The 22,881-nt window shown below is 55.2% G+C and carries 18 protein-coding genes and 1 tRNA gene; 7 read left to right on the top strand and 12 right to left on the bottom strand.

The features are described 5' to 3' along the window. Window positions 1-35 precede the first annotated feature (35 nt). The 3 genes from proC (at window position 36) to ADG72_RS02495 (ending at window position 4,214) form a co-directional block, all read left to right on the top strand. The gene (gene proC, locus ADG72_RS02485; RefSeq protein ID WP_342612615.1) at window positions 36-881 is read left to right on the top strand and encodes a pyrroline-5-carboxylate reductase; all 846 of its coding nucleotides are present in this window, start codon (window positions 36-38) and stop codon (window positions 879-881) included. Between the two features lie 158 nt (window positions 882-1,039). Continuing rightward, a complete protein-coding gene (locus tag ADG72_RS02490) occupies window positions 1,040-2,401 on the top strand; it encodes a Na+/H+ antiporter family protein (RefSeq protein WP_048711954.1) in 1,362 nt (453 codons plus the stop codon). 211 nt (window positions 2,402-2,612) lie between these two features. Continuing rightward, window positions 2,613-4,214, top strand: coding sequence for an MFS transporter (locus ADG72_RS02495; protein ID WP_048711955.1), 1,602 nt, complete (start codon window positions 2,613-2,615; stop codon window positions 4,212-4,214). On the opposite strand, the gene ADG72_RS02500 is transcribed toward ADG72_RS02495, so the two are convergent. From ADG72_RS02500 to ADG72_RS02525, 6 genes are all read right to left on the bottom strand, one after another. After that, window positions 4,192-5,298: a peptidase C39 family protein gene (locus ADG72_RS02500; RefSeq protein WP_048711957.1), complete on the bottom strand. Its 1,107-nt coding sequence runs from the start codon at window positions 5,296-5,298 to the stop codon at window positions 4,192-4,194. The two genes, ADG72_RS02495 and ADG72_RS02500, sit on opposite strands and share 23 nt — an antisense overlap. Then, the gene (nikE, locus tag ADG72_RS02505; RefSeq protein WP_048711958.1) at window positions 5,291-6,901 is read right to left on the bottom strand and encodes a nickel ABC transporter ATP-binding protein NikE; all 1,611 of its coding nucleotides are present in this window, start codon (window positions 6,899-6,901) and stop codon (window positions 5,291-5,293) included. The genes ADG72_RS02500 and nikE overlap by 8 nt, the downstream gene beginning before the upstream one ends. Next, the gene (locus tag ADG72_RS02510; protein ID WP_048711960.1) at window positions 6,898-7,797 is read right to left on the bottom strand and encodes an ABC transporter permease; all 900 of its coding nucleotides are present in this window, start codon (window positions 7,795-7,797) and stop codon (window positions 6,898-6,900) included. Before ADG72_RS02510 ends, nikE begins: the two co-directional genes overlap by 4 nt. Beyond that, entirely contained in the window at window positions 7,794-8,744 is a 951-nt protein-coding gene (locus ADG72_RS02515) for an ABC transporter permease (protein WP_048711962.1), read from the bottom strand. The genes ADG72_RS02510 and ADG72_RS02515 overlap by 4 nt, the downstream gene beginning before the upstream one ends. Beyond that, a complete protein-coding gene (locus ADG72_RS02520; protein ID WP_048711964.1) occupies window positions 8,744-10,333 on the bottom strand; it encodes an ABC transporter substrate-binding protein in 1,590 nt (529 codons plus the stop codon). Before ADG72_RS02520 ends, ADG72_RS02515 begins: the two co-directional genes overlap by 1 nt. Before the next feature lie 186 nt (window positions 10,334-10,519). Continuing rightward, window positions 10,520-11,887: a M20/M25/M40 family metallo-hydrolase gene (locus ADG72_RS02525; protein ID WP_048711965.1), complete on the bottom strand. Its 1,368-nt coding sequence runs from the start codon at window positions 11,885-11,887 to the stop codon at window positions 10,520-10,522. A gap of 196 nt (window positions 11,888-12,083) precedes the next feature. Between ADG72_RS02525 and valS the strand changes: the two genes are divergently transcribed. Continuing rightward, window positions 12,084-14,843: a valine--tRNA ligase gene (gene valS, locus ADG72_RS02530; protein WP_048711967.1), complete on the top strand. Its 2,760-nt coding sequence runs from the start codon at window positions 12,084-12,086 to the stop codon at window positions 14,841-14,843. A gap of 153 nt (window positions 14,844-14,996) precedes the next feature. On the opposite strand, the gene ADG72_RS02535 is transcribed toward valS, so the two are convergent. After that, the gene (locus ADG72_RS02535; RefSeq protein ID WP_239667631.1) at window positions 14,997-15,701 is read right to left on the bottom strand and encodes a hypothetical protein; all 705 of its coding nucleotides are present in this window, start codon (window positions 15,699-15,701) and stop codon (window positions 14,997-14,999) included. Between the two features lie 382 nt (window positions 15,702-16,083). On the opposite strand from ADG72_RS02535, the gene ADG72_RS02540 reads away from it, so the two are divergent. Further along, window positions 16,084-17,130, top strand: a complete 1,047-nt coding sequence (locus tag ADG72_RS02540; RefSeq protein WP_048711969.1) for a repeat-containing protein — start codon at window positions 16,084-16,086, stop codon at window positions 17,128-17,130. A 220-nt stretch (window positions 17,131-17,350) separates the two neighbouring features. On the opposite strand, the gene ADG72_RS02545 is transcribed toward ADG72_RS02540, so the two are convergent. Continuing rightward, a tRNA-Met gene (locus ADG72_RS02545) sits at window positions 17,351-17,424 on the bottom strand. A 209-nt stretch (window positions 17,425-17,633) separates the two neighbouring features. On the opposite strand from ADG72_RS02545, the gene ADG72_RS02550 reads away from it, so the two are divergent. Next, complete coding sequence (locus tag ADG72_RS02550; RefSeq protein WP_048712088.1) at window positions 17,634-18,791, top strand: DNA recombination protein RmuC; 1,158 nt, start codon at window positions 17,634-17,636, stop codon at window positions 18,789-18,791. Here the strand turns inward: ADG72_RS02550 and ADG72_RS02555 are convergent. The 4 genes from ADG72_RS02555 to ADG72_RS02570 form a co-directional block, all read right to left on the bottom strand. Continuing rightward, window positions 18,744-19,286: a dihydrofolate reductase gene (locus tag ADG72_RS02555; RefSeq protein WP_107070836.1), complete on the bottom strand. Its 543-nt coding sequence runs from the start codon at window positions 19,284-19,286 to the stop codon at window positions 18,744-18,746. The genes ADG72_RS02550 and ADG72_RS02555 overlap by 48 nt on opposite strands. A gap of 61 nt (window positions 19,287-19,347) precedes the next feature. Then, window positions 19,348-20,151, bottom strand: coding sequence for a thymidylate synthase (locus ADG72_RS02560; protein WP_048711973.1), 804 nt, complete (start codon window positions 20,149-20,151; stop codon window positions 19,348-19,350). A 96-nt stretch (window positions 20,152-20,247) separates the two neighbouring features. Next, on the bottom strand, window positions 20,248-20,712 hold the full coding sequence (locus tag ADG72_RS02565) for an OsmC family protein (RefSeq protein ID WP_239667632.1): 465 nt from the start codon (window positions 20,710-20,712) through the stop codon (window positions 20,248-20,250). Window positions 20,713-20,778: 66 nt separating this feature from the next. Next, window positions 20,779-21,324 (bottom strand): DUF2505 domain-containing protein, encoded by a 546-nt coding sequence (locus ADG72_RS02570; protein WP_239667633.1) that lies wholly within the window; start codon window positions 21,322-21,324, stop codon window positions 20,779-20,781. Window positions 21,325-21,412: 88 nt separating this feature from the next. On the opposite strand from ADG72_RS02570, the gene ADG72_RS02575 reads away from it, so the two are divergent. Beyond that, the gene (locus tag ADG72_RS02575; RefSeq protein ID WP_048711977.1) at window positions 21,413-22,870 is read left to right on the top strand and encodes a sensor histidine kinase; all 1,458 of its coding nucleotides are present in this window, start codon (window positions 21,413-21,415) and stop codon (window positions 22,868-22,870) included. Window positions 22,871-22,881 lie beyond the last annotated feature (11 nt).

Raw genomic sequence — 22,881 nt, forward strand, 5'->3', positions numbered from 1 at the left:
ACTTTGTTGCCATCAACGCGTAAAGTGTGTTTAAAATAACGCCAAGATCTACACCTTCTCGCTCAAGGACTGTCATGCGTATCGGCTTCATCGGAACAGGTGCAATGGCCTCAGCTATTGCACGCGGTGCCGTGGCCGCTGGCTTCAGCGGCTCGGATCTGATGCTCGCTGATCGACACCGCCAAGCCGCAGAAGACTTGGCTGATGAGCTGGGAGGCGTTGCACTCGCATCGAACCGTCAGGTCGCCGAGCAGAGCGACCTCTTGGTTCTTGCAGTGAAACCAAACGTCCAGTCTGAAGTCATTCGCGAGATCCGCGAGACTGCTCTACTTGCCAAGGAACTCTGCGTCGTTTCTATCGCTGCGGGCCGTACGTCAGATCAGATCATTTCGGATTTTGGTGCGGCAATTCCCTTAGTCCGCGTCATGCCCAATGTCAATGCGCAAATCGGCCAGTCAATGAGCGCGCTTTGCCCGGTAGGGACAACGGACGAACAGCTCGCCGCAGCTCGTAAGCTTCTGGATTCGGTCGGCCAAACGATCGTGTTGGATGAGAAGTACTTCCCTGTTTTTACAGCGATCGCTTCCTCCTCCCCGGCATGGATCTTCCGCATGATCGATGCGATGGCCGAGGCCGGCGTCAACCACGGCCTCACCAAGGCTGATTCGACGCGCATCGTCGCCCAAGCCTTTGCAGGAAGCGCACAATTGCTGCTTGGCGGCCTCGATAATGGGCAAGTACCCGCAAACTTTATTGATCGAGTTTCTTCTCCGGGTGGAACCACTATCGCGGGGCTCCTTGCCGCTCAAGAGGCAGGTCTTTCCTCCGCGATCGTCGCTGCGGTCGATGCCGCTGTCGAGCGCGACCATCATCTTGGCTGACGTCGTCACGAGACGCCGTCAGGATAATCTCCCACACCCGCGAAGATTTGTCGCAGCCTTCACTTAAGCTCGCGCATCCCGTTTATAACTTCGCACCCGACTGAAGCTTTTGCTCCTTATCCACATCAGTTTTTTACACACAATTTCTTGGAATAGTCATGCTTTTGTTGAATGCAGTCGTCCTCTCGGTGATCGTCATGCTGGCTCTGAGCCTTGCCCGAGTGCACGTCGTCATCTCTCTCTTTGTCGCCTCTATCGTCGCCGGACTTGTCGCTGGAATGGGTATCTCGGGAACGATGGTCGCTTTCCAAACCGGCCTCGCAGGAGGCGCGAAAATTGCCCTTTCCTACGCCCTGCTCGGCGCTTTTGCTATGGCAGTCGCTCACTCAGGTCTGCCAGCCCTGCTCGCACGCACAATTGTGAACCGCATGCGCAACGCGGATGCGGCGAGCTCCGCGCGAGTTGCTCGCGGCGCGAAATGGGGAATCGTCGGAGGCGTTCTCGTCATGGGCGTGATGAGCCAGAACATAATCCCCATTCACATCGCCTTCATTCCGCTCCTTGTTCCACCGCTCATTGGTGTGATGAACGAACTCAAGATGGACCGCCGCATGATTGCCTGTGCAATTACCTTCGGTATCGTCACCGCCTACATGTTCTTCCCCATCGGCTTCGGGCGAATCTTCTTGCACGACATTCTCTACAAGAACATCAACGACGCCGGCATGGACGTGTCTTCTGTCAACCCCATGGCAGCAATGGCAATTCCCGCGGCTTCAATGGCAATCGGTTGTGCGATCGCACTTCTCTTCACCTACCGCAAGCCGCGTACCTACGAACAGCGTGACTCCTCCTTCGCCTCTTCTGAAGACAAGCCGATTGACATGAAGAAGGTCTGGGCCGCGGTGGCTGCCCTAGTGGTGTGCTTTGTCATTCAGACCGTTCTCACGCGAATGGATTCTGAGGCCGATCCACTTCTCGTTGGTTCCTTGGTGGGTCTTTGCATGATGCTCTTCATGCGAGTCGTCCCCTGGCAGCAGGCCGATGATGTCTTCAGCGGCGGCATGAAGATGATGAGCCTCATCGGCTTGATCATGATCACGGCACAGGGATACGCCTCAGTCCTCAACGAATCGGGCCAGATTAAGCCTTTGGTTGATGGAACCGCAGCGCTCTTCAACGGTTCAAAGGTCCTCGCGGCGATCATCATGCTCTTGGTCGGCCTCGTCATCACCATGGGTATCGGCTCGTCCTTCTCGACCCTGCCGATCATCTCAGCAATCTACGTCCCATTGTGTCTCGCCCTGGGCTTCTCCCCCATGGCGACGGTGGCAATCATCGGCACCGCTGGAGCGCTGGGTGACGCCGGTTCACCGGCCTCGGACTCGACGCTCGGCCCGACAGCTGGACTCAACGTCGACGGTCAGCACGACCACATGCGAGACACGGTGATCCCCACCTTCTTGCACTACAACGTTCCACTCTTGATTGGCGGATGGATTGCGGCGATGGTCCTCTAAATAAGATCACGATCCCTATTCTCGAGGCCGGGGCGAGCGTACGCGCTTTCCCCGGCCTCGTGCCGTCTCTAGTCCGGTATGTTTCATATCCATCACGCTTATCGAAGATCTGTCTTCCACAGGCATGGTTATTCATTCAATATCAATGAACGTTTGCACATTTTGCTGAAAACTTGCATGCGCACCCGATCCAAGTTGCACAATAGACCCCATGACTTCTACTTCGTCCGCTACACGGCCAAACCAAAAGGATTTGGAGAAACTCGTCGATGAGACTCCGGCATCCGGTCCCAAGCGTTCGATTGCCTTCCTTGCGGGGGTCGCAACCTTTGGTTCTCTTCTTTTCGGCTATGACACGGGCGTTATCGCAGGGGCCCTGCCCTACATGTACATGCCACGCATTGCCGGCGGCCTCGGAATTAATGAATTCCAAGAAGGTCTGGTCGGGGCATGCCTTGCCCTAGGCGCGGCAATCGGTGCAATCGCTGGCGGGCGCCTCTCTGACCACTACGGAAGACGACACAATATCTTGCTCCTTGCGGGCATCTTCATTCTGGGAACATTGGGCTGCACCTTTGCACCGAATATCGCAGTACTCTATCTTTTCCGCTTCATCTTGGGTATCGCTGTTGGTGGCGCCTCCGCAACAGTCCCCGTGTACCTAGCCGAATCTGCGCCAACGCGCGTGCGTGGGTCTCTGATCGCTCTTGACCAGTTCATGATCGTCGCCGGACAATTGCTGGCCTATTCGATGAACGCAATCCTCTCTAGCGCGCACGGAGGGCCCCAAGTCTACGTCACTGAAGATCCTTCGGGGACCCTCACTGGCGGACAGTGGTATTCCTGGGATCAGGTTCAAAACGTCAGCAGCGCGGTCATTACCGCAGGTGATGGAATGGCCTGGCGTTGGATGCTTGTTCTTGCAACGATCCCAGCGGTCTGCCTGTGGCTGGGTATGCGTCTGATGCCAGAGTCTGGGCGTTGGTACGCCTCGAAAGATCGCTATTACGAGGCCATTGGCGCGCTTAAGCGCATTCGCGATCCTAAGCTCGACAACCTCAGCGAGGAGATCGCGCAAATCGCGGAGCTTCAGCAAAGAGAAGACGCACAGGGACACTGGTCACTTCGACGCACAGCATCGGTAGCCTGGACCAGACGCCTGCTGTTGATTGGTGTCGGCCTAGCCTGCTTCGATCAGCTCACCGGTATTAACACCGCGATGTACTACCTCCCCAAGATCCTAGCTGCGGCAGGTTTCTCAGCCGCTGATTCAATCACCTTGAATGTCATTACGGGTGCGGTCGCGTGTGCGGGTGCAGGTTTCGGGCTCTACTTGGTTTCAAAGCTCGCGCGTCGTCACGTCGGTATTTACCAAGAAACAGGCGTCACTCTTTCGCTCTTCAGCCTGGCGATTATCTTCGGTATGGGAATCTCCCCCTACGTACAGGCTGATGGCACTATTTCCGCCTTGATTCCCGCGTACCTTCCGTGGCTGGTTGTCGTCCTCGTTTCGCTTTTCGTCTTCGCCAAGCAGTCAGGAACAGTCAACTGGGTTCTGGTATCAGAGATTTTCCCATCGAGGATTCGAGGCGTTGCTCAGGGTTTTGCGGTCGGCTGCGGATGGCTGATGAACGCAGTGGTGACCTGGGTCTTCCCCGTAATGATTACTCACTTGGGTGCAACATGGACCTACGCGATTTTCGGATTGATCAACGTGGTTTCCCTGTGTTTCTACCTCTTTATCGTCCCGGAGACCCGTGGAATCTCTTTGGAGGCCTTCGAGAAGAACTTCAGCGAGAAGTACGGACTGTAAGGAGCGCGCGCTCGTGCGTTCCATCAGCCCACTGCGCCGCCTCCCACAGGTCGCGTGTATAGAGGGGCTGGACATAGGTTTCCACCCATGTTTCTCCAAACTCCTCGTCGTACCAGGGGTCATGAATCAGGAAGAAATCTCCGATGCGACCCCAAATCAGCAGCCAATGCGGGGTGTCTTCACCATTAAGCGGGGCAAGATCAACTAGGGCAATGACTTGCTTGTCCGCGTCCAAGGCTGAGGTAATGTCTTCTACCGACAGTTCCCGCACTTGGGAAGTGACTCCTAATTCGTGTGCACGCGTCACATGTTCGCAGTGAAGAGCGACCCGCGCCCGTTTACCCAGCATTGTGGTTTTTGAAATTCCCACGATGGGTTCAGAAGTCGTTGCAAGAACTTCAACCTGTGCGCCGTGGTCCGCCAGTGCCGAGGCCAGGCCAAAGTGGCCTACTCCCCCCGAGTAGGTTGCTTGGCGCCATAGATCCAGTTCATTGACAAAATCGGTGTGCGGATCTCCTTCAATTTCGCCAAGTGTCATAAGAGCACATGCGGGACCGCAGGTAAATTCCGTCTTCTGGTGTTCGTAGGCAGGGACCACCACATTCGCACTTTCTGGCGCAAAATCGGGGTTCCACAGAAGCCAGCCGCTATGGGAGTAATCTCGGTCATTTTCAATGGGATGGGGGTTCCCGTTGATCGTGACCTGCTCAAAACCAATCGAGCGGAGGACATCAACAAAAATTCCCTCATCCGCCCATGAGTCAGCTTTCATCAGTGGGAAGCGACGTGAGCACATCTCGTCACAGAGTCCCAATACGATCTCGCGCACACGACGGGCTTGTTCGGCTTCACATACCACCTGATCGGTATCAAGAAGAGTCCATCCCGCAATGCGCAGATGCGCAGAGAGTTCACGGTGGACTTCCCACACTCCCACAGGTCCATTGGTCCACAAACTCGCACGCATCTTGGGGCCAAGGCAGGCCCAATCTTTCGCGCGCTCTTCAGGGACACCTAAAGCAAGCAGGCGCTCGTAGATATTCTCATCAGATTCAATTGAGATGTGTGAAATCTTCTCAGTCATTGTCACTCTCTTGGCCAGGTACTGCGGCAAGCAAGACCCGCGTGTATTCCTGTGTCGGCGAATGAAGGATATCTTCGGTTGCGCCCTCTTCAACGATGCGTCCGTCCTTCATCACAACAAGGCGATCACACATCTGGCGTGCAACGGCAAGGTCGTGGGTAATAAAAAGCAATGCGAAGCCCTGCTGGCGTTGAAGCTGGAGCAAAAGCTCCAAAACAGAAGCCTGTACAGACACATCCAAAGCAGAGACGGCCTCGTCACAAATCAAAAGCTGTGGTCGCGTTGCCAGAGCCCTGGCGATAGCGACACGCTGGCGTTCCCCGCCAGAGAGGCGCGCGGGAAGACGGTTTGTGTAGGAGGCTGGAAGGCCGACAGACTCCAAGAGGCTCGCCACCTCACTAGCTGAACGACCGCCTACGTGCAAAGCCTCGGCAAGGGTTGCGCCAATAGTGCGCGCTGGGTTGAGGGCAGAATACGGATTTTGGAAAACGATCCCCATTGGGGGTCGCCCACCTTCTAAGCCACCTTGTAATTTCTCCCGCGGTGTGCCGTTGACCTCTATGCTTCCCGAATCTGGCTTTTCCAAACCGATAATCAGACGTGCAAGGGTGGTCTTCCCCGATCCGGATTCACCAACAATCCCAACGGATTCTTGGTGGGCGATAGAAAGCGAAACTCCATCGACCGCCACGTGGTGATCCCTATGGGTGCGGCCGCGGAAAATTTTGACCATGTCCTGTGCATCAACCAAAGCAGGCGCAACATGATTCTTTTCCGAGGCCGCGTCCAAAGAGTGGTCTGCTTGGGATTCCTCCGTGAAAGAACGGGGATTTGGACCATCTAGTCGAGGCTCGGCAGCTGCAAGCTGACGGGTGTAGTCGTTTTCGGGGTGAGTAAAGACTTTCTCAACACTTCCCGATTCGACAACCTTCCCGTGGCGCATGACAACCACTTCATCGCCGTATTCGCGTGCCAAAGCAAGATCGTGGGTGATCAAAATGAGGGCCATCGATCGGCTCTCGCGCAGCTCGCTCAGAAGATCAAGAATTTCCTTCTGAGTTGTCACGTCCAAAGCCGTTGTCGGTTCGTCCGCAATGAAGACTCCGGGTGAAGAGTCCAGGGCTGCAGCGATAGCTACACGTTGGCGCATGCCTCCCGAGAGTTCTTGAGGGTAAGCCTGAGCAACACGTTCAGGAAGTCCAACTTCGCGAAGACGCTCACGAACACGTTCATCCCGCGTACGCTTGGGCAACCGCGTATCGGCAATAATCTGCGTGCTGCAACGCTGGGTAGGAGACAGCGAGGTGAAGGGGTCTTGAGGAAGCCAGACAATCCCTTTGCCTCGAAGTGCTTTGAAGGAACGCGCCTGGCGAACGATATCGAACTCGCGTCCGCCCAAGGTGACTTGCCCCTGAGCACTCAAAGTATGAGGAGTGAGCGCACAGATGGTGCGTGCAAGCATGGACTTTCCCGCACCTGACTCACCCACAATAACTAGGGTGCGTCCGGCTTCTGCGTGAATCGAAACATCATCGACAAGGATGTGGCCGTCATCTCGCGTGACGCTAATATGCGAGGCAATAAGGCCCTGGTTCTCACTCATGAGCGCACCTCCTGCCTTTCACTCCACCAATCACCTGCGATATTGATTGCGGTTGCAGTGATGATGATGGCAAGGCCAGCGACAACACAGGCCGCAGGATTCTGGTTGAGAATAAAACGTCCATCTGCAAGCTGACGTCCCCAGTCCGCGTCTTGCGCACCGACGCCAAAACCTAGGTAGGACAGCCCAGAGAGTGACACGAGCGCAAAAGCAACGTTGACAAAGAGGTTTGCCCACACGATAGGAGTGATATTCGGCAGAACATGAACTCCGAGGATACGAGGCGAAGACAAGCCCAGAACCTGCGCGGACTCAATATAGGGCTGTGGCTTTTGCTGAAGAGTGGCAGCGCGAATCATCCGGATATCGGAAGGGGCAAACAAAATGATCAGCACGCCGACCGTCACCCAATAGGAACCACCAATCACGCCTGCAACGACAATTGCCAGCAAAGTAACCGGCATTGAAAGCAGGATTTCGCAGGAACGAGATACAAGGGAATCCCACCAGCCTCCCCACCAGCCGGCAGTCATTCCAAAAATCAGTCCCAGGATCATCGAACCGCCAGCGATTACTAGGGGACCGATGACAGCGGAGCGCGCACCCGCAATCGTCAATGCAAGAATGTCACGCCCAACTTTATCGGTTCCAAAAATATGACCGGGAGTGCCCGCCGGGCTCACCCCTAAAGAAAGGTCTTGCCCAAGAGCATTGGGAACGATCAGCGGGGAGAAAAAGACGCACACTGCGACTGCAATCAAAATAATGAAGGAAAGAACGACGGAGCCCGGGACTGATCGCATTGTGCGGGCAAGGCCTCGTACCGAGGAACGGAAACGGCCAGCGGGGACTTCGGCGTTGGCCTCGGTCCCCTGAGACAGTGCGCGATCACTCATGCGACACCTCCCTCTTCAAGCTTTTGACGCGGGTCAACGATGAATGCTGCAAGGTCGACAATAAATGTGACTGCGATGATGATCACTGCTACCAAGAGTGCAATCGCTTGGACAACAGGCACGTCCTTATACGTAATCGAATCGGCCAAAAGCTGACCCAATCCGGGAAGAGAGAAGGCCTCTTCAACCAAGACCGTTGAGCCAAAAAGAGTCCCCAAGATCAGACCAGCTGAGGTGATGATCGGCAAGGAAGCCGCACGCAGGTACATGCGAGTGATACGCCGCGAAGGAAGCCCCCTCGAGCGCGCGAAAGTCACATAATCCTGACTGAGTTCTGCCACGACGGCGGCGCGAGTAATTCGAATGATCATCGCGCCGATGCCGGTAGCAAGTGCAATCGCCGGCAGAGCAAGATGCCACAGGGAATCCACGAAATCCTCACCTGCACCGAAAATCGGGAACCAGCCCAGCATGAGTCCGAAAACGTAGAGCAGCACAAGGCCCAAGGCGAAACCCGGTGCAGAAATACCAACCACACTCCAGCCGACGATGGAGCGGTCCACCCAGCTCCCAGCACGTCGAGCAGCCCAAATTCCCAGTGGAACACCGACGCAGATGGCCAAAACAAATGCCATCAGAGTCAGCATCGTGGTTAATCCGACGCGTGCGGCAAGGACGTCAGTAACAGGAGTTGCAGAGCGCACGGAGCTGCCAAAATCTCCCCTGAGCGCTCGAAGCAACCAATGCCAATAGCGCAGAAGTAACGGCTCATCCAGCCCGTATTGGGCTGTAATAGCAGCACGCACCTCGGGGGTGAGGCGGCGAGTGCCAACCAGAATCTTCACCGGGTCTCCAGGAACCAAGTCCAGCAGAGAGAAGATGATGAAGGATAAGGCCAGCAAGACCGCCGCGAACCCCGCGAGGCGTCGTGCGAAGAAACGTGCCATCACTTCGTGACGTTCAGGGACGCGGCCCAGGGGGTCATGAAGAAGTAGGACGTGTAGTTATTCGGTGTAACGGTCTTCGAGAATGCGGTCGAGGTCTTGCCCCACCAGATCGGCGAGTAGATTGTGTTTTCCTGAGCGATCTTCTCTGCTGCAACGATTTGCTCAACACGCTTGTTCGGATCCGTCTCAGCGGTGGACGAGGCAATGAGACCCTGAACCTGTTCGTTCTGGTAGCGTGCGGGGTTATCGGGTCCGAGCAACCAGCCTGCAACTTCTGCGGGATCACCGGTCGTTGAGGTGTAGCTCATGTAGTAGAGGCCGTACTCGCCAGTTCCCACCTTAGAGATCCATTCTTCGATGGGCTTGGAAGTTACCGTGACGTTGATGCCGATCTGCTTGAGGTTATCAGCGATCGCCAGCGCCGCAGAGCCCATCTCGGGGATCGATGCAGGGTAGGTCAGTTCCGTATCAAAACCGTTGGGAACCTTAGACTGTGCAAGCTCTGCGCGTGCCTGGTCCAAGCTAAAGGAATCGATGGGAAGCTGTGCCTGAAGCTCGCGCGCCTTATCGATACCAATCTCGCTGCCCAGCTGGTCATTGGGTTCGATTGCAGTCGCAACCTCTCCGCGTCCCTTGAGAATGGAATCGACGATTGCCTTACGGTCCACCGCATGGGCGACAGCCTTACGAACATGAATATCATCGAAAGGCGCCACGCCTTGGTCGAAGGTCAGACCCACGTAGGAACGGTCAGATTCGGTGAGAACCTTGACCCCATCAATCGATTCAAACTGAGAGACCTGATCGGTGGGAAGCTGCGTGGCGATATCGATCTGGCCGCTGCGCTGAGCCAGCAGTCGAGCATTCTCATCTGAGAAGAAATCGAACTCGATCTTCTGCGCGGGAGTATCGCCGCCCCACCACGTGCCACTCTTTTCGAAAACAGCCTTCGAATCAGGCTGGAAAGAGGTCGCCTTGTAGGGGCCGGTACCCATGATGAGATCCTTGGAGGAACCATAGGACTGCGCGGCCTCGTAGAACGACTTTTCGGTGATCCACAGGCCACCGTTTGCCGTCACGGTCCATCCAAAGTTTTCGGCAGGACTCGGAAGCGTAATGGTGATTTCCCACTCGCCAGTCTGAGTTGCTTCGACACCCTTGGCCCAGTAAACAGCCGATGAAGGGGACTTATCGGGGTCCTTCGCAATATCAATTGAGAAGAGGACGTCCTGAATGGTCACGGGGTTACCATCTTGGAACTTTGCGTCCTTACGGATCTGGAAAACCCAGGTCTTCGCATCATCGGTGCGGTAGTCCGTCGCAATCGCCGGAACCAGCTTGCCTTCCTTATCGACGGCAAGAAGGCCTTCGGAGGTCACCTGGGCAACGTAGTAGTTGATAATGCCAGTCTCGTGAGCGGTGTCCAAGGTAGACAGAGAACCAGGAAGACCAACCGTCACTGTATCGCTCTTTGCTCCCGATTGTGCCGATCCGGCATTTTTCGGTGCACATGCTGCCAGCGAGGCGCACATGAGGACAGCTGCTGTAGCTAGTGCGGCTGCTTTTGTGGTGATGCGTGAAGCTGGCATCCTGATCTCCTTCAATTAGTTCATAGTGACGTCGAATGGTCTTTGGATAAAAAGCACGGAAACTTGCGCCATAAATAAAGATATGGCCCAAAGCCCTAGGTTCGCGACTCGTGCCACTTCGTGGGCGTTTGTAACGCTCACTGCCCAGGAACGAACAATAGGCGAACACTAAGTCAACGCTTGGATTTAGGCCTTTTCGGGGTAAATGAAGACCCGACTAAGGTGATCAAGAGCGCACACTGTTGAAACAACATCTTCCACGGCGATGTGTTCATCGTGAGCGTGAAGCTGGGAGTAGACCTGCCCCAAAGTTGCTCCGGAAGAACAGGAGCCAAAACCGTAACCCGCTCCCCCTTTGTGGCGTCCAACTCGAAGGTCGGAACCACCCGGGAAGAGGATCGGAACAACCTTCGCCCCGGGGTTCGCCTGCGTCAAAGTCTCCTCGATAGCCCGGTACAGTTTTGTGTCGATTGACGAGGCCGTGGCCTGCTCGCTCAACAGGCGCTCGATGGTCACATGGTCGGCAAGCTCCCCCAAGGCCTCGGTAATCGCACGATCAACATCATCATCGTTTTGCCCGGGAAGGGTACGGATATCCAGTTCCAGTTCCCCAGATGAAGGGAGAACGTTAATAGGACCGCCGGCGCGGGCAACCGTTTGCGCAACGGTCATGTGCGAGACCGCGTGGGCATACGCCGCAAGGTCACCAAATTCGCCATAGTCTCCGCGATAGGTACCGCTAATCAAAGATTCTTCAAGTTCTGATTCAAATTCAAAAGCGCGGACAAATCCTGCCCAAATCTCGTCACTGGCCTGTGGCCACTGCGCCTGCGACAGGACTCGCGAAACTCGAGCAAGCATTTCGACTGCGCTTACACGCCCCAAAGGAATCGAGCCGTGTCCAGCATCTCCACGCACATGAAGGCGACGCTGAGCAGCCCCCTTCTCACCAACAATGACAACAACACTGTCTTTGCCGCGAGCGCCGCGAATATGGGCGCCTCCCATCTCAGAGAGCTGGGCATCCCAGGGGAAAGCATCCGCGCGGTGTTCACCAATCCAGGGAACTCCAAGTCCTCCTCGCGCTTCTTCGTCCGCAGCGGCAACGAAGGTCAGGGTTCCTGCGGGGCGAGCTCCGCCTCGGGAAACATCTTCGGCAAGGCGCCGGGTGACAACTGCCATCGCAGCGGTCAAGTGAAGCATATCGACGCTTCCTCGTCCCCAAATACTTCCTTCAGTGATCTCACCTGCAAAGGGTGGATGGGTCCAGTGTTTCTCATCAACGGGGACGACATCGGTGTGTCCAAGGAAAGTCAGGGGCTGCGCTGAAGGGTCGGTACCACGCAAAGTGACAACCAAAGTAGTACGCCCGGGGTGAGGTTCGATGCGTTCAACTTCGACGGGTAGCCCATCGAAGAAGCTTTCAAACAGGTCTGCAGCAGCCTCTTCATTACCAGAATCGGGGGTGAGGTCGTTGACGGAAGCCAGTGCGATGAGGCGCTGGAGGAGATCGATAGTTTCCTCACCAATGTCGTGGTGCGCGAGCGTATTCATCGATTCTCCTTGTCACGTGATTATTTGTGCACCTTCAAGACTACTCAGCATGACTAGTGGCGCATGTGCAGATCACGAAGAGAGCAGATGTTACGGCCACGAGGATTCAGGCGCATCGGTGCGCGCACTGGACCGATATGCCCGAGAAAAGTAGGCTTGGACGGTAATAAGTCCACGACTCGGATGGAGAATATGTATGAGCGCTCAGCGCCAGGCCGAACCAACCTCGCTGCCCGCACCCCAGGTGCCGGACAAGGTCGCCACTGAAGGCCTCGAAGCCCAGTGGAACCAGCGTTGGGAAGATCAGGGAACCTATCGTTTTGATCGAAGCCGCCCCCGCCAAGAGGTCTACTCGATCGACACTCCCCCGCCCACGGTTTCGGGTTCACTTCACGTCGGCCATGTGTTCTCGTACACGCACACCGATGTCGTCGCACGTTTCCAGCGAATGCAGGGGAAGTCAGTCTTCTACCCCATGGGCTGGGACGACAATGGCCTGCCCACAGAGCGCCGCGTGCAGAACTACTTTGGGGTTCGCGTCGATGCGACCCTCCCCTATGATCCGAACTTCGAGCCCCCGCACGTTGGCGGCGAAGGCAAGTCCATCAAGGCTCGCGATCAGGTGCCGATCTCACGTCGTAATTTCGTGGAACTGTGTGAGCGCTTGACCGTTGAAGATGAGAAGCACTTCGAGGACCTGTGGCGCCACCTGGGCCTGTCGGTTGACTGGACCCAGAACTACCAGACCATTGGTACACGTGCCCGCAAGGTTGCCCAGGCTGCGTTCTTGCGCAATCTTGAGCGTGGCGAGGCCTACCAGGCTGAGGCGCCTGGCCTGTGGGACGTTACCTTCCAGACCGCGGTTGCTCAGGCTGAGCTTGAGAGCCGCGAATACCCGGGCTTCTACCACCGCCTCGCCTTCCACATCACCGACCCCGCGCGCGCTGCCGAGGCCGCTGCAGCCGGTGCGCCGGTTGAGAACGGTGTTGATGTCTGCATTGAGACGACTCGTCCCGAACTTCTTCCCGCGTGCGTGGCTTTGATCGCTCACCCCGACGACGAGCGCTACAAGCCTCTGTTTGGCACCACAGTTGCCTCCCCCGTTTTCGGTGTTGAGGTCCCTGTTCTTCCCCACCCTGAGGCGGAGATGGACAAGGGCGCCGGTATCGCCATGTGCTGTACTTTCGGCGACACGACCGATATCGATTGGTGGCGCGACCTGAACCTTCCGCTGCGCACAGTTTTGCGCAAGGATGGTCGTCTGCAGACCGAAACCCCCGAGTGGATCACCACCGATGAGGGGCGCGAGGCCTTCGCTGAGCTTGCGGGAAAGACGACCTTCTCTGCTCGCGAGGCCTTGGTGGCGCGCCTCGAGGCAAGCGGCGAAATGCGCGGTGAACCTCAGAAGACGATGCGCCAGACGAACTTCTTCGAAAAGGGTGACAAGCCCCTGGAAATCGTGACTTCGCGTCAGTGGTACATCCGTAACGGTGGCAAACCGTGGGTTAATCCTGCAACTGGCAAGGACCTGAACGAGGAACTCATTGAGCGCGGTAAGGAACTGGAATTCCACCCTGATTTCATGCGCGTGCGCTACGAGAACTGGGTACGCGGCCTCAACAACGACTGGTTGGTCTCCCGTCAGCGTTTCTTCGGTGTTCCCTTCCCCCTGTGGTACCGCGTTGATGACAATGGCGAAGTGGATTACACGCAGATCATCACCCCCAGTGAAGATCAGCTTCCCGTCGATCCTTCATCAGATACTGCTCCGGGTTACACCGAGGATCAGCGAGGAGTAGCTGGCGGTTTCGTGGGCGAACTCGACATCATGGATACGTGGGCAACCTCTTCACTTTCCCCGCAGATTGCCTGCGGGTGGCTTGAGGACGAGGACTTGTTCTCTCGCACCTACCCGATGGATTTGCGTCCGCAGGGTCAAGACATCATCCGCACCTGGCTGTTCTCAACGGTCGTCCGCGCTGATCTGGAATTTGGCGCACTCCCCTGGGCACACGCCGGCCTTTCCGGATGGATCTTGGATTCGGATCACAAGAAGATGTCGAAGTCTAAGGGCAATGTTGTAACCCCCATGGGCTTGCTCGAGAAGTTCGGCTCGGACGCGGTGCGCTACTGGGCGGCATCTGCTCGACTGGGCTTGGATGCTGCTTTCGATGAATCCCAGATGAAGATTGGCCGTCGCCTGGCCATCAAGGTGCTCAATGCGTCGAAGTTCGCACTCACGATGGGCGGGGACGCAGATCTGGATCTGGATATCACGCATGTCGTCCAGCCCTTGGACCGTTCGATGCTTGCCGCTTTGCGCGAGGTTGTCTCTTCTGCGACCACGGCTCTGGAAAATTACGAGCATGCTCGCGCACTGGAAGTTACCGAGTCCTTCTTCTGGACCTTCTGTGACGACTACTTGGAGCTGGTGAAGGAACGCGCCTACAACCGCGAGGGCAAGTGGAGCGATCAGGCTTCTGCGTCTGCACGTGCAGCGCTGGCGATCGCCATCGATACCTTCGTTCGTTTGCTTGCTCCCTATCTTCCCTTCGTCACCGAAGAAGTGTGGAGCTGGTATCGCGAAGGTAGCGTCCACCAGGCTGCGTGGCCGACTGCTTCCGACCTTGAGGTCACCCGGGATGGGACCGTTGAAGGCGCTATCGAAGCTGCTTCCAGCGTGTTGTTGGGTGTTGCCTCTGAGGCACTGGTGGTCCTGCGCCGCGTGAAGTCCGAAGCAAAGGTATCCCCGAGGACCCCCTTCCTTGAGGTGACGGTGTCAGCTCCTGAGCAGACCATCCCACTGCTTAAGGATGTTCTGGAAGACCTTGCGGCAGCCACGAAGATTCAGGGCCCTGCTCACTTCGAGGCTTCGGCAGACTCTAGCGAAGATGAAGGCACCATCCGTGTCGCTTCCTTCGAGTTGGGCGAAGCTCCAGCAAAGAAGAAGAACTAGGTTCAAGGCATAAGGGTGTGGGCCCGGCTTCTGCCGGGCCCACACCCTATTTTCAGAGGGAGGGGAAGCGTTCAATTCCCCGCGGGTTTTATATATCCCAAATGATAGAAGTTGCTACGGTCCGAGCCGCATCACATACGTAAATGAGCATCCCTAACGAAGGCCGTAGCGGTCTTCTTGCTTCATTCGAAGTACCTGCTGTTTTCCGAGGCCATTAAGCGCAACATATTGACCTGAGTCTGCGGTGAAACCTCGAGCAACACCCCAGTCCCAGATACGTGAACACTGGATCACTGCCTGCCGTTCGAGTTCATGAGTATTGGGGCCCGTAAAGCTAATCCCTAAAGGAATCTGTTTCCCCGCATCGCTGATCAGTTTGACGCTGAGCGTCTGCACCTGTCGCGAACTAGCGGACAGACGACTAGCAGTTCGAGAATCATGTACGAAGAAACTGGTTCGAGAAGTTGGCCAAGGAAGGCACTTCGTACTTAAAAAGCCACCGATTTCAAAACCATCACGGCTGATGAAGTTCTTCCGCGGTAGAAAATGAATACCTGCGAAGGCAAATACGACAGTTGCGACAGTCGCTACGGTGAGAAGAAGCGATGACTCGCCTCGGAAAGCAGAGGTGACAAAAGCTGAAAGCATCAAGACCGAGAATGCAAAAAACAATCCGGCCGACGCCCTAGAACCTTTTTTAATGACGATACGGTCAACTGTCGTTGGGATTGGGCAATCATCTTGACAGTCGATGTAGTAATCGGCACCTTTAATGCGAGACTTCATAGATTCAGATTTCGTTGGCACAACCTGACCAACAATTGATGGGAGGGTTTCTGTTGTGTACGAGACGCTCACACTATTTCCTATATTTTTCTTTTCTGGTGTCAGTTCAACATCCACATGCTATATGGCTGTATTTCTAACTTGTTGCGACCACAACGGCAACCATGACAACCTCAAACAGTGGTTAATTCACACATTTCTGCAGATCAAAGTGGATTTCATAAAAGAAAATTTTCATGCCAGATGTGAGACATCAGACGATACTCTCACGCGTGAACAAGACCATCGCAAGCAGATATAGACTCCAATCAGTACACTCTTAGACCCTCATAACAATGAAAAGAGCAGGATGAGCGATCGGCCACAGCTCTTCAAGATTTTCTTGAACTATGCGCCAAAAAACCGGTACAGTTGAGCGGTATATTGACAGCAGAACGCACTAAAGGAATCATCGATGGCATTCTTTTCCTTCACACGGCAGCATCGCCGCCGCAGAGTCATTTTTGCTGCGCTATTAAGTGCAGCAATTGCATGCGGTTTCCTCGGTGTTTCATCTACCCAACTTCGCGCACAAGCTGACAGCTATGGCGGCGACCTCATCCTCCTGAAGGACGCAGCCCATGTTCAGATGAATGGTAACCAGCCCGCTTATGACGAAACTGGGCTACCTATCGGACTGGATTCAACCGCTGACGCCCCCATTGGCAATTTCAAGGTCGGCGACTGGGTTCTGTACCGAGTCAACGTCCTCAATCGCGGCAATGGCATTGTTAACCGCTTCACGGTTACTGATTTCATTCCTGAGGGCATCACCTATCAGGAGTCATGGGTTCGCAACTGCGACGTGCTCGACGATTACACTGTCGCCCCAACCGATCACCTGTGGGTGCGCGAGGGCCACAGCTTCGACCCGAACAACGGGGCTTCGGGACTTGAGGATGTGACTTTCCCTTGTAAGCGCGCAAATCCCACGATGCCTAAGTCCTTCACCCACTGCAACGGACAGTGGAATGCAGAAAGCGATACCTTTGGTCTGGCCTCTTACGCAACCCTTTACATCCTTGGACGAGTGAATAAGGATGGGGCGGGAAAGACCATCACAAACACTGCATTCATTACTAGCTCCTTTACGGGCGCCACTGTTTCAGTGCCTCGTTGGAGTGCAGATATCACGGTATCGCCTTTAGCAGCAGGAGAACAGGTCGAGCCGGTTACGGATCCTTCGCCCTGCACTCCCCCGACGACGGAGACTCCTTCTCCTACCGTCTCGGAAAGCACTACCCCGGCAACACCGTCGACAACGCCCGAGCCGAGCACATCGACGCCTACGCCTTCAACAAGCACGAGCACCACTCAAATCATCACCCCCTCGACATCCACGACGCCCGCAAAGCCTGAGCTTGCACACACTGGTATCGGCCTCGCGGTTGTTGGCGGAACAACGCTGACTGTTGCGACAGCGGGCGCTGCCTTGGCAACGCGTCGCCGCCGAGCAGAATAAAGACACTGTCTTCCTAGCTGTGGTCTACACCTTGCGTGTAGACCACAGCTTTTTATTGGGTAAAAGATCTACGCCATGCCTATTTCAAAAGGGCACGGCATTGCGTAGTAACTAGCCAAGGAGTAAGCGCACCTAATCTGAATGAATATCTAAGAGGCATGCGCGCGTTGGAGATAGAAAATAAAACAAAACCCGGTCTCTCTCGAGACCGGGTTATCAGTAGCGGGGACAGGATTTGAACCTGCGACCTCCGGGTTATGAGCCCGGCGAGCTACCGAACTGCTCCACCCCGCGTCGGTACCTATAAAAGGTACCCTCTTTTAGCCGAATCACACAAATCGTGCAGGGGTGAGATGAGTCATGCGCCTTCTCCCACATGCGCTTCGAAACTGGATGGAACTGAGGGTGCCTCCACCTAATATGCGGACATGACTTTTTCGAGCTTCTTTGCAATTGCCTTATGCTTCCTACTGTGCGGCGCATCGTGGGCACTTGGAAAACACATGGGACAGACACAGGCACGCCTCGACCTATCTGAAAAACTCGTCAGCGCACAGACACAGGTAACAGAACTGCGTGAACGCCTCTCGCAAGAACACAGCTTCCAAAGTCTCCTGGCCGATTCTCAATCCCAGGCAGCACAGCTTGAATCTGCTAAACACCAACGCCTTATGCAGACAATCCTTCCGATCAACGAAGGCTTAAAGCTCCTCCAAACCTCCGTCAGTTCTTTAGAACGACAGCAGGCCGCGCAAATCGGCGCACTTGATGAACAATTGAAGTGGACACGCGAATCGGAAGATTTACTTCGGCAGTCCACCCAAGAACTCACGCGTACGCTCTCCCATGCTCCTCTTCGTGGGACTTGGGGAGAAGCCCAGCTGCGGTCTCTTGTTGAGTCTGCCGGGCTGATCGAACACGTCCACTTTGAAACCCAAGTGGAAACAGCAGGACGATCCAAACGCCCCGATATGATCGTCCTTCTTCCCCAAGACAAGTGCATCCCAATCGATGCGAAGGTTCCCTTAGACGCCTACTTGCGCGCCCAGAGTGAAGACACTCCCCTACATCTGGATGGCGAGGATCCTTCGGATCAGGCGCTCACATACGAACAGCTCATGCTCCAGCACGCGAAATCACTGCGCCGCCATGTCAGTGAACTCTCCCGAAAGGAATACTGGAAAGAACTCCCCCATGCCGCTGACTATGTCATCGCTTTTGTTCCAAGCGAATCCATTCTCTCCGCAGCACTGCACACCGATCCTTCACTCATGCACGATGCCTTGAACATGAATGTTGTTCTTGCATCCCCCACGTCCCTGTGGGCGATTCTGCGAACAGTTGCTTTCACTTGGCGTCAACAAAGTCTCTCCACACAGGCTCAAGAGATTATTCAGCTCTCGCAAGAACTCTATGAACGGCTCCGAACTCTTGGAAAACACGCCTCCAAAGTCTCTGCTGCTCTCAACAATGCATCGCAGTCCTGGAATTCTTTCCTCGGCTCTTTTGAATCACGCGCATTAGTCAGCGCTCGAAAGCTCTCAGGAATTCATCTCAGTCCCGAGCCCCTCGAGCGCGTCCAGGTGGAGGCAAAAACTCTCACGACGCCCTTGTCACAGGCGACGGAAAACCTCGACTCGCCAGCGGAGGGCATCTCCTGAGGCTGGACGCCAAGCCTCGTCACTGCGAAGAGGGTCGAGCCCCCATTCGTCAGGGGAAATCTCTGGAGCAAACACTCTATTTTCACTGGTCTTGATCTTCTCGATACAGGACTCACCAAGTTCCAAGAAAGAAACGACAAGCTCATCCACCAGCGTCATCGACTGCGTGTAGATCTGCGCGCCCCCCGTGATCCAGACGCGCCCACTACCCCGCTTGCGTGCATCCTCTTGTCCAAGTCGCACTGCTTCATCCAAGGAATGCGCAACCAAAGCACCGTCTAGTTTCAGATCTGGGTTCCGGGTGATCACGATGGACGTTCGACCAGGCAAGGGACGCCCCAAGGCATCCCACGATGAACGACCCATAATAATCGGGCAGTTCATTGTCGCGGCTTTAAAATGAGCAAAATCTGCGGGAACCCGCCAGAGCATTTCAGTCCCCGACCCCAGCAGGCCATCAGCAGTCTGTGCCCAAATCGATGCAAGAGGGACCAAGCGATTCTGCACGTGCGATTCCTCCCCCACCGTCATTTCCCGGACATTTCCCCGCCGTGGTTCACACAGCCACCGGTGCCTTGATAGTCGGATGATGCTCATAACCGACAATCTCAACATCATCAAAGCCGTAAGAGAACATCGAATCAGCCTTGCGGAGATTCAAAGTCGGGAAGGGATAGGGTTCACGAGAAAGTTGCTCAGTGACCTGCTCCACGTGATTGGAATAGATGTGGCAGTCGCCGCCAGTCCAAATAAAGTCTCCCACCTCAAGGCCAGCTTGTTGGGCGAACATATGAGTGAGGAGCGAGTAGGAGGCAATATTGAAAGGAACACCAAGGAACATATCTGCGCTGCGCTGGTAGAGCTGAAGCGAGAGACGACCATCAGCAACATACAGCTGGAAGAATGCGTGACACGGTTCCAGAGCCATCTTCGGCAAGTCTCCGACGTTCCAAGCTGACACAATCATTCGGCGAGAATCGGGGTTCGTCTTCAAAGTCTCCAAAACTTGGGAAATCTGGTCGATTTCGCGACCGTCGCCAGCATTCCAGCGTCGCCACTGAACCCCATAAACTGGCCCGAGATCACCATTTTCATCGGCCCATTCGTTCCAAATACGCACGCCGTTTTCTTGAAGCCAGTGAACATTGGAATCACCACTCAAGAACCATAAAAGCTCACCGATGACCGACTTCATGTGGACGCGCTTAGTCGTGATCAGTGGGAATCCCTTTGAAAGGTCATAACGCAGCTGGGCACCAAAAAGCGAACGAGTACCCGTGCCGGTGCGATCAGACTTTTCGGTTCCCTCGCGCATGATCTTCGCCAGCAGATCCTCGTACTGTCGATCAATCTGGTTCACTGCTGTTCCTTTCCAGCTGTCCCAAAGGTCATTCTTTTCGTCGGCACCTACAAGCCTAGTGGTAGGCACCGACGAAAAGCCGACCGACTCTCAGAATTAGCGAACCCGCTCCGAAGCAATGTGCAGAGTGTGCGGGACCGGGTGAGAAATCGTATGTGCGATAGTGCAGTGACGCTCGATTGCGGCCTCGGCACGTCGAAGAAGCGAAGCAGTTTCTTCCTCACTAAGCGCTGAGAGATCCTGAAGGAGCTCGATTTCCATCGAAGTGAAGCGGTCTTCGGCCTCGTCGTACTCGGCTGAAACTCCGGAAATCTGAGCAAAATCGTCACCCAGAACCGCAGCAAAACGCGCATCAGAGGACATCGCATTACATCCTGCAAGCGCGAGCTTGAGAAGATCCCCGGGGCTAAAGCGTCCCGGACCATCCCCTACTAAGACCTCGGCGCCTCGGGCATTACGCGCAACGTACTGACGGACCCCGGTACGTTCAAGGTACAAGGGGTTTGAGGGGCCCGAGGTCGCTGGCACAGATTGAGTAGTTTCTTCGATTTCTTCTGCCATGATCTGTCCTTCGTGTTGTTGTTGTTGTTCCAGTGCAACCATTAATCGCAAATATTTATTCCACAGCTACTGTGCAATTGGGTACTCGCCCGCATGAGCGATCAGCCAGTTATTCACGATGCGTCGATCCCGCTCAAAAGCCTGAGCAAGACGCTCAGAAACGGTGTTTTCAACGCTTCGCCCAATAAGCGGAATAAGCACATGGTAGTCGCCATCCACATGCCACTGACATTGATTCACATCCCCACTGACAGCTGTCACGGTCTGGGTAAACTCAGCAGAAACGGGTAGTCCTTTAACGGCAAGTGTGCACTTTGCTCGAAACTCACCCGGTGCTTCCTGAACCCATACTTCGTCGTATTCAACACGTGCCTTATTGGCGACGAGACTTCGCACCTTCGCAGGGACCACCTCGGGGTTGACGCACCCCCACGCGCTCACGGTCCGCTGCTGAGGATTCTCAATGATCGGGTCCTTCAAAAGAGGCCCGATTCTTTCAGTGACAAAGCCTGGAGTTGTACTGATTTCGACGAATGCCTCAGGTGAGCATTGATACTGTGCATCCCCATTGAACTGCATGCCGATCCTATCCTCGCGTTTCTTGAAGTTCACCTAAGAAGAAGGCAAACACCATCGCTGTGATTGTATCCTCGCCGTCCGATGATTCTCACAACTTCCGCTATGACGCTATTGTGAATACATGCCCACACTGACCCAGATCGCTGAATCTGCATCTGCTACTCCCATTCCCACAGGTGCGATCGAGCTATTACACCGGCTTCTTGAAGATTGGCAGGTCATCGCTGACCTTGCCGCTGCAGACTTAGTTCTGTGGCTTCCCACAGATGACAATCGGTTTATTGCAGTTGAAAGTTGCCGTCCATCGACGTCAGTTACCGTGCACGCCGAGGATCCACGAGGCCTTTATCTGCCGCTTGCTCGCGAGGCTGAGCTTCGTCGCGCCATGGAAACCTGCGAAGTCGTTCGACCAACTGCGGCGCACTGGGCTGGCACGTACTCGATGATGGAGACCTGCGTTCCAATCCCCTACCAGGGCGAGGTTGTTGCTGTACTGACCCGCGAAGCAAATCTCTCTTCCCCCCGCTCTGTTCAAGGTTTTGACACGTGGACTGGAGACGCCGCGGATGTCCTCTGCGAAATGATTTCTCGCGGTGAGTATCCCTACGATTCTGCCCCGACAATCACTGGACACGGCGTTCCTCGCGTCCAGGACGGTGCCATTTTGATTGACCCTGAGGGCAAGGTTCTACAGGCAACCCCGAATGCGACCTCGTGCTTGCGTAGTTTAGGCATTCGGGAATCTGTTCTTGGAGAGGTGCTTGCGCAACGCATTACCGACGTTGTTTCTGACTCGACAATCGTTGAAGAGTCCTTAGCAGTAGTTGTTATGGGTCGTGCGCCTTGGCGCGTTGAATTGAGTGTTCAGGGCTCAACAGTCACAATGCGCGCTCTTCCTTTATTTAACGGACGCAAACGTTTGGGCGCTGTCATTTTGACTCGCGATCTGTCCGAACTGCGTAGACGCGAGCAGGAATTGATGACGAAGGATGCAACGATTCGCGAAATTCACCATCGTGTGAAGAACAACCTGCAAACCGTTTCCGCGCTATTGCGTCTCCAAGCACGTCGTTCTGACTCCGAAAGTGTTCAAACGGCACTTCAAGAGGCCGAACGCCGTGTTCAAGCGATCGCTACCGTCCACGAGGCTCTTTCTCAAAATGTTAATGAACAGGTAGATTTCGACGAGGTCGCACGAACAATCGTCCGCATGGCAGGTACGGTTGCCTCAACCGATCATTCCGTTGACGTAGTGACAACTGGAGAATTCGGTAGCCTTGAGGCCCCTCAGGCTCAGGCAATGGCAACGGTCTTGAATGAACTTGTGTCAAATTCGGTTGAGCACGGACTTGCCGACAAGGACGGGCTGGTTCAAGTCCATGCTGAACGTAATGAAAGCCAGCTCACGGTCACCGTTTCAGACAACGGGGCAGGAATCCAACCCGGGCGGGCAATGACCGGTCTGGGAACTCAGATTGTCAACCAAATGGTCCGTTCAGAACTTCAAGGAAATATTGAATGGCTGCCAGGAGCCGAATGCGGAACTACCGTCGTCATCAGGGCCCACCTGAATAACTAAGAACCCAACAC

Origin of the sequence: Trueperella pyogenes (assembly GCF_001070855.1) — a bacterium.
Taxonomy (GTDB): Bacteria; Actinomycetota; Actinomycetes; order Actinomycetales; family Actinomycetaceae; genus Pauljensenia; species Pauljensenia pyogenes_A.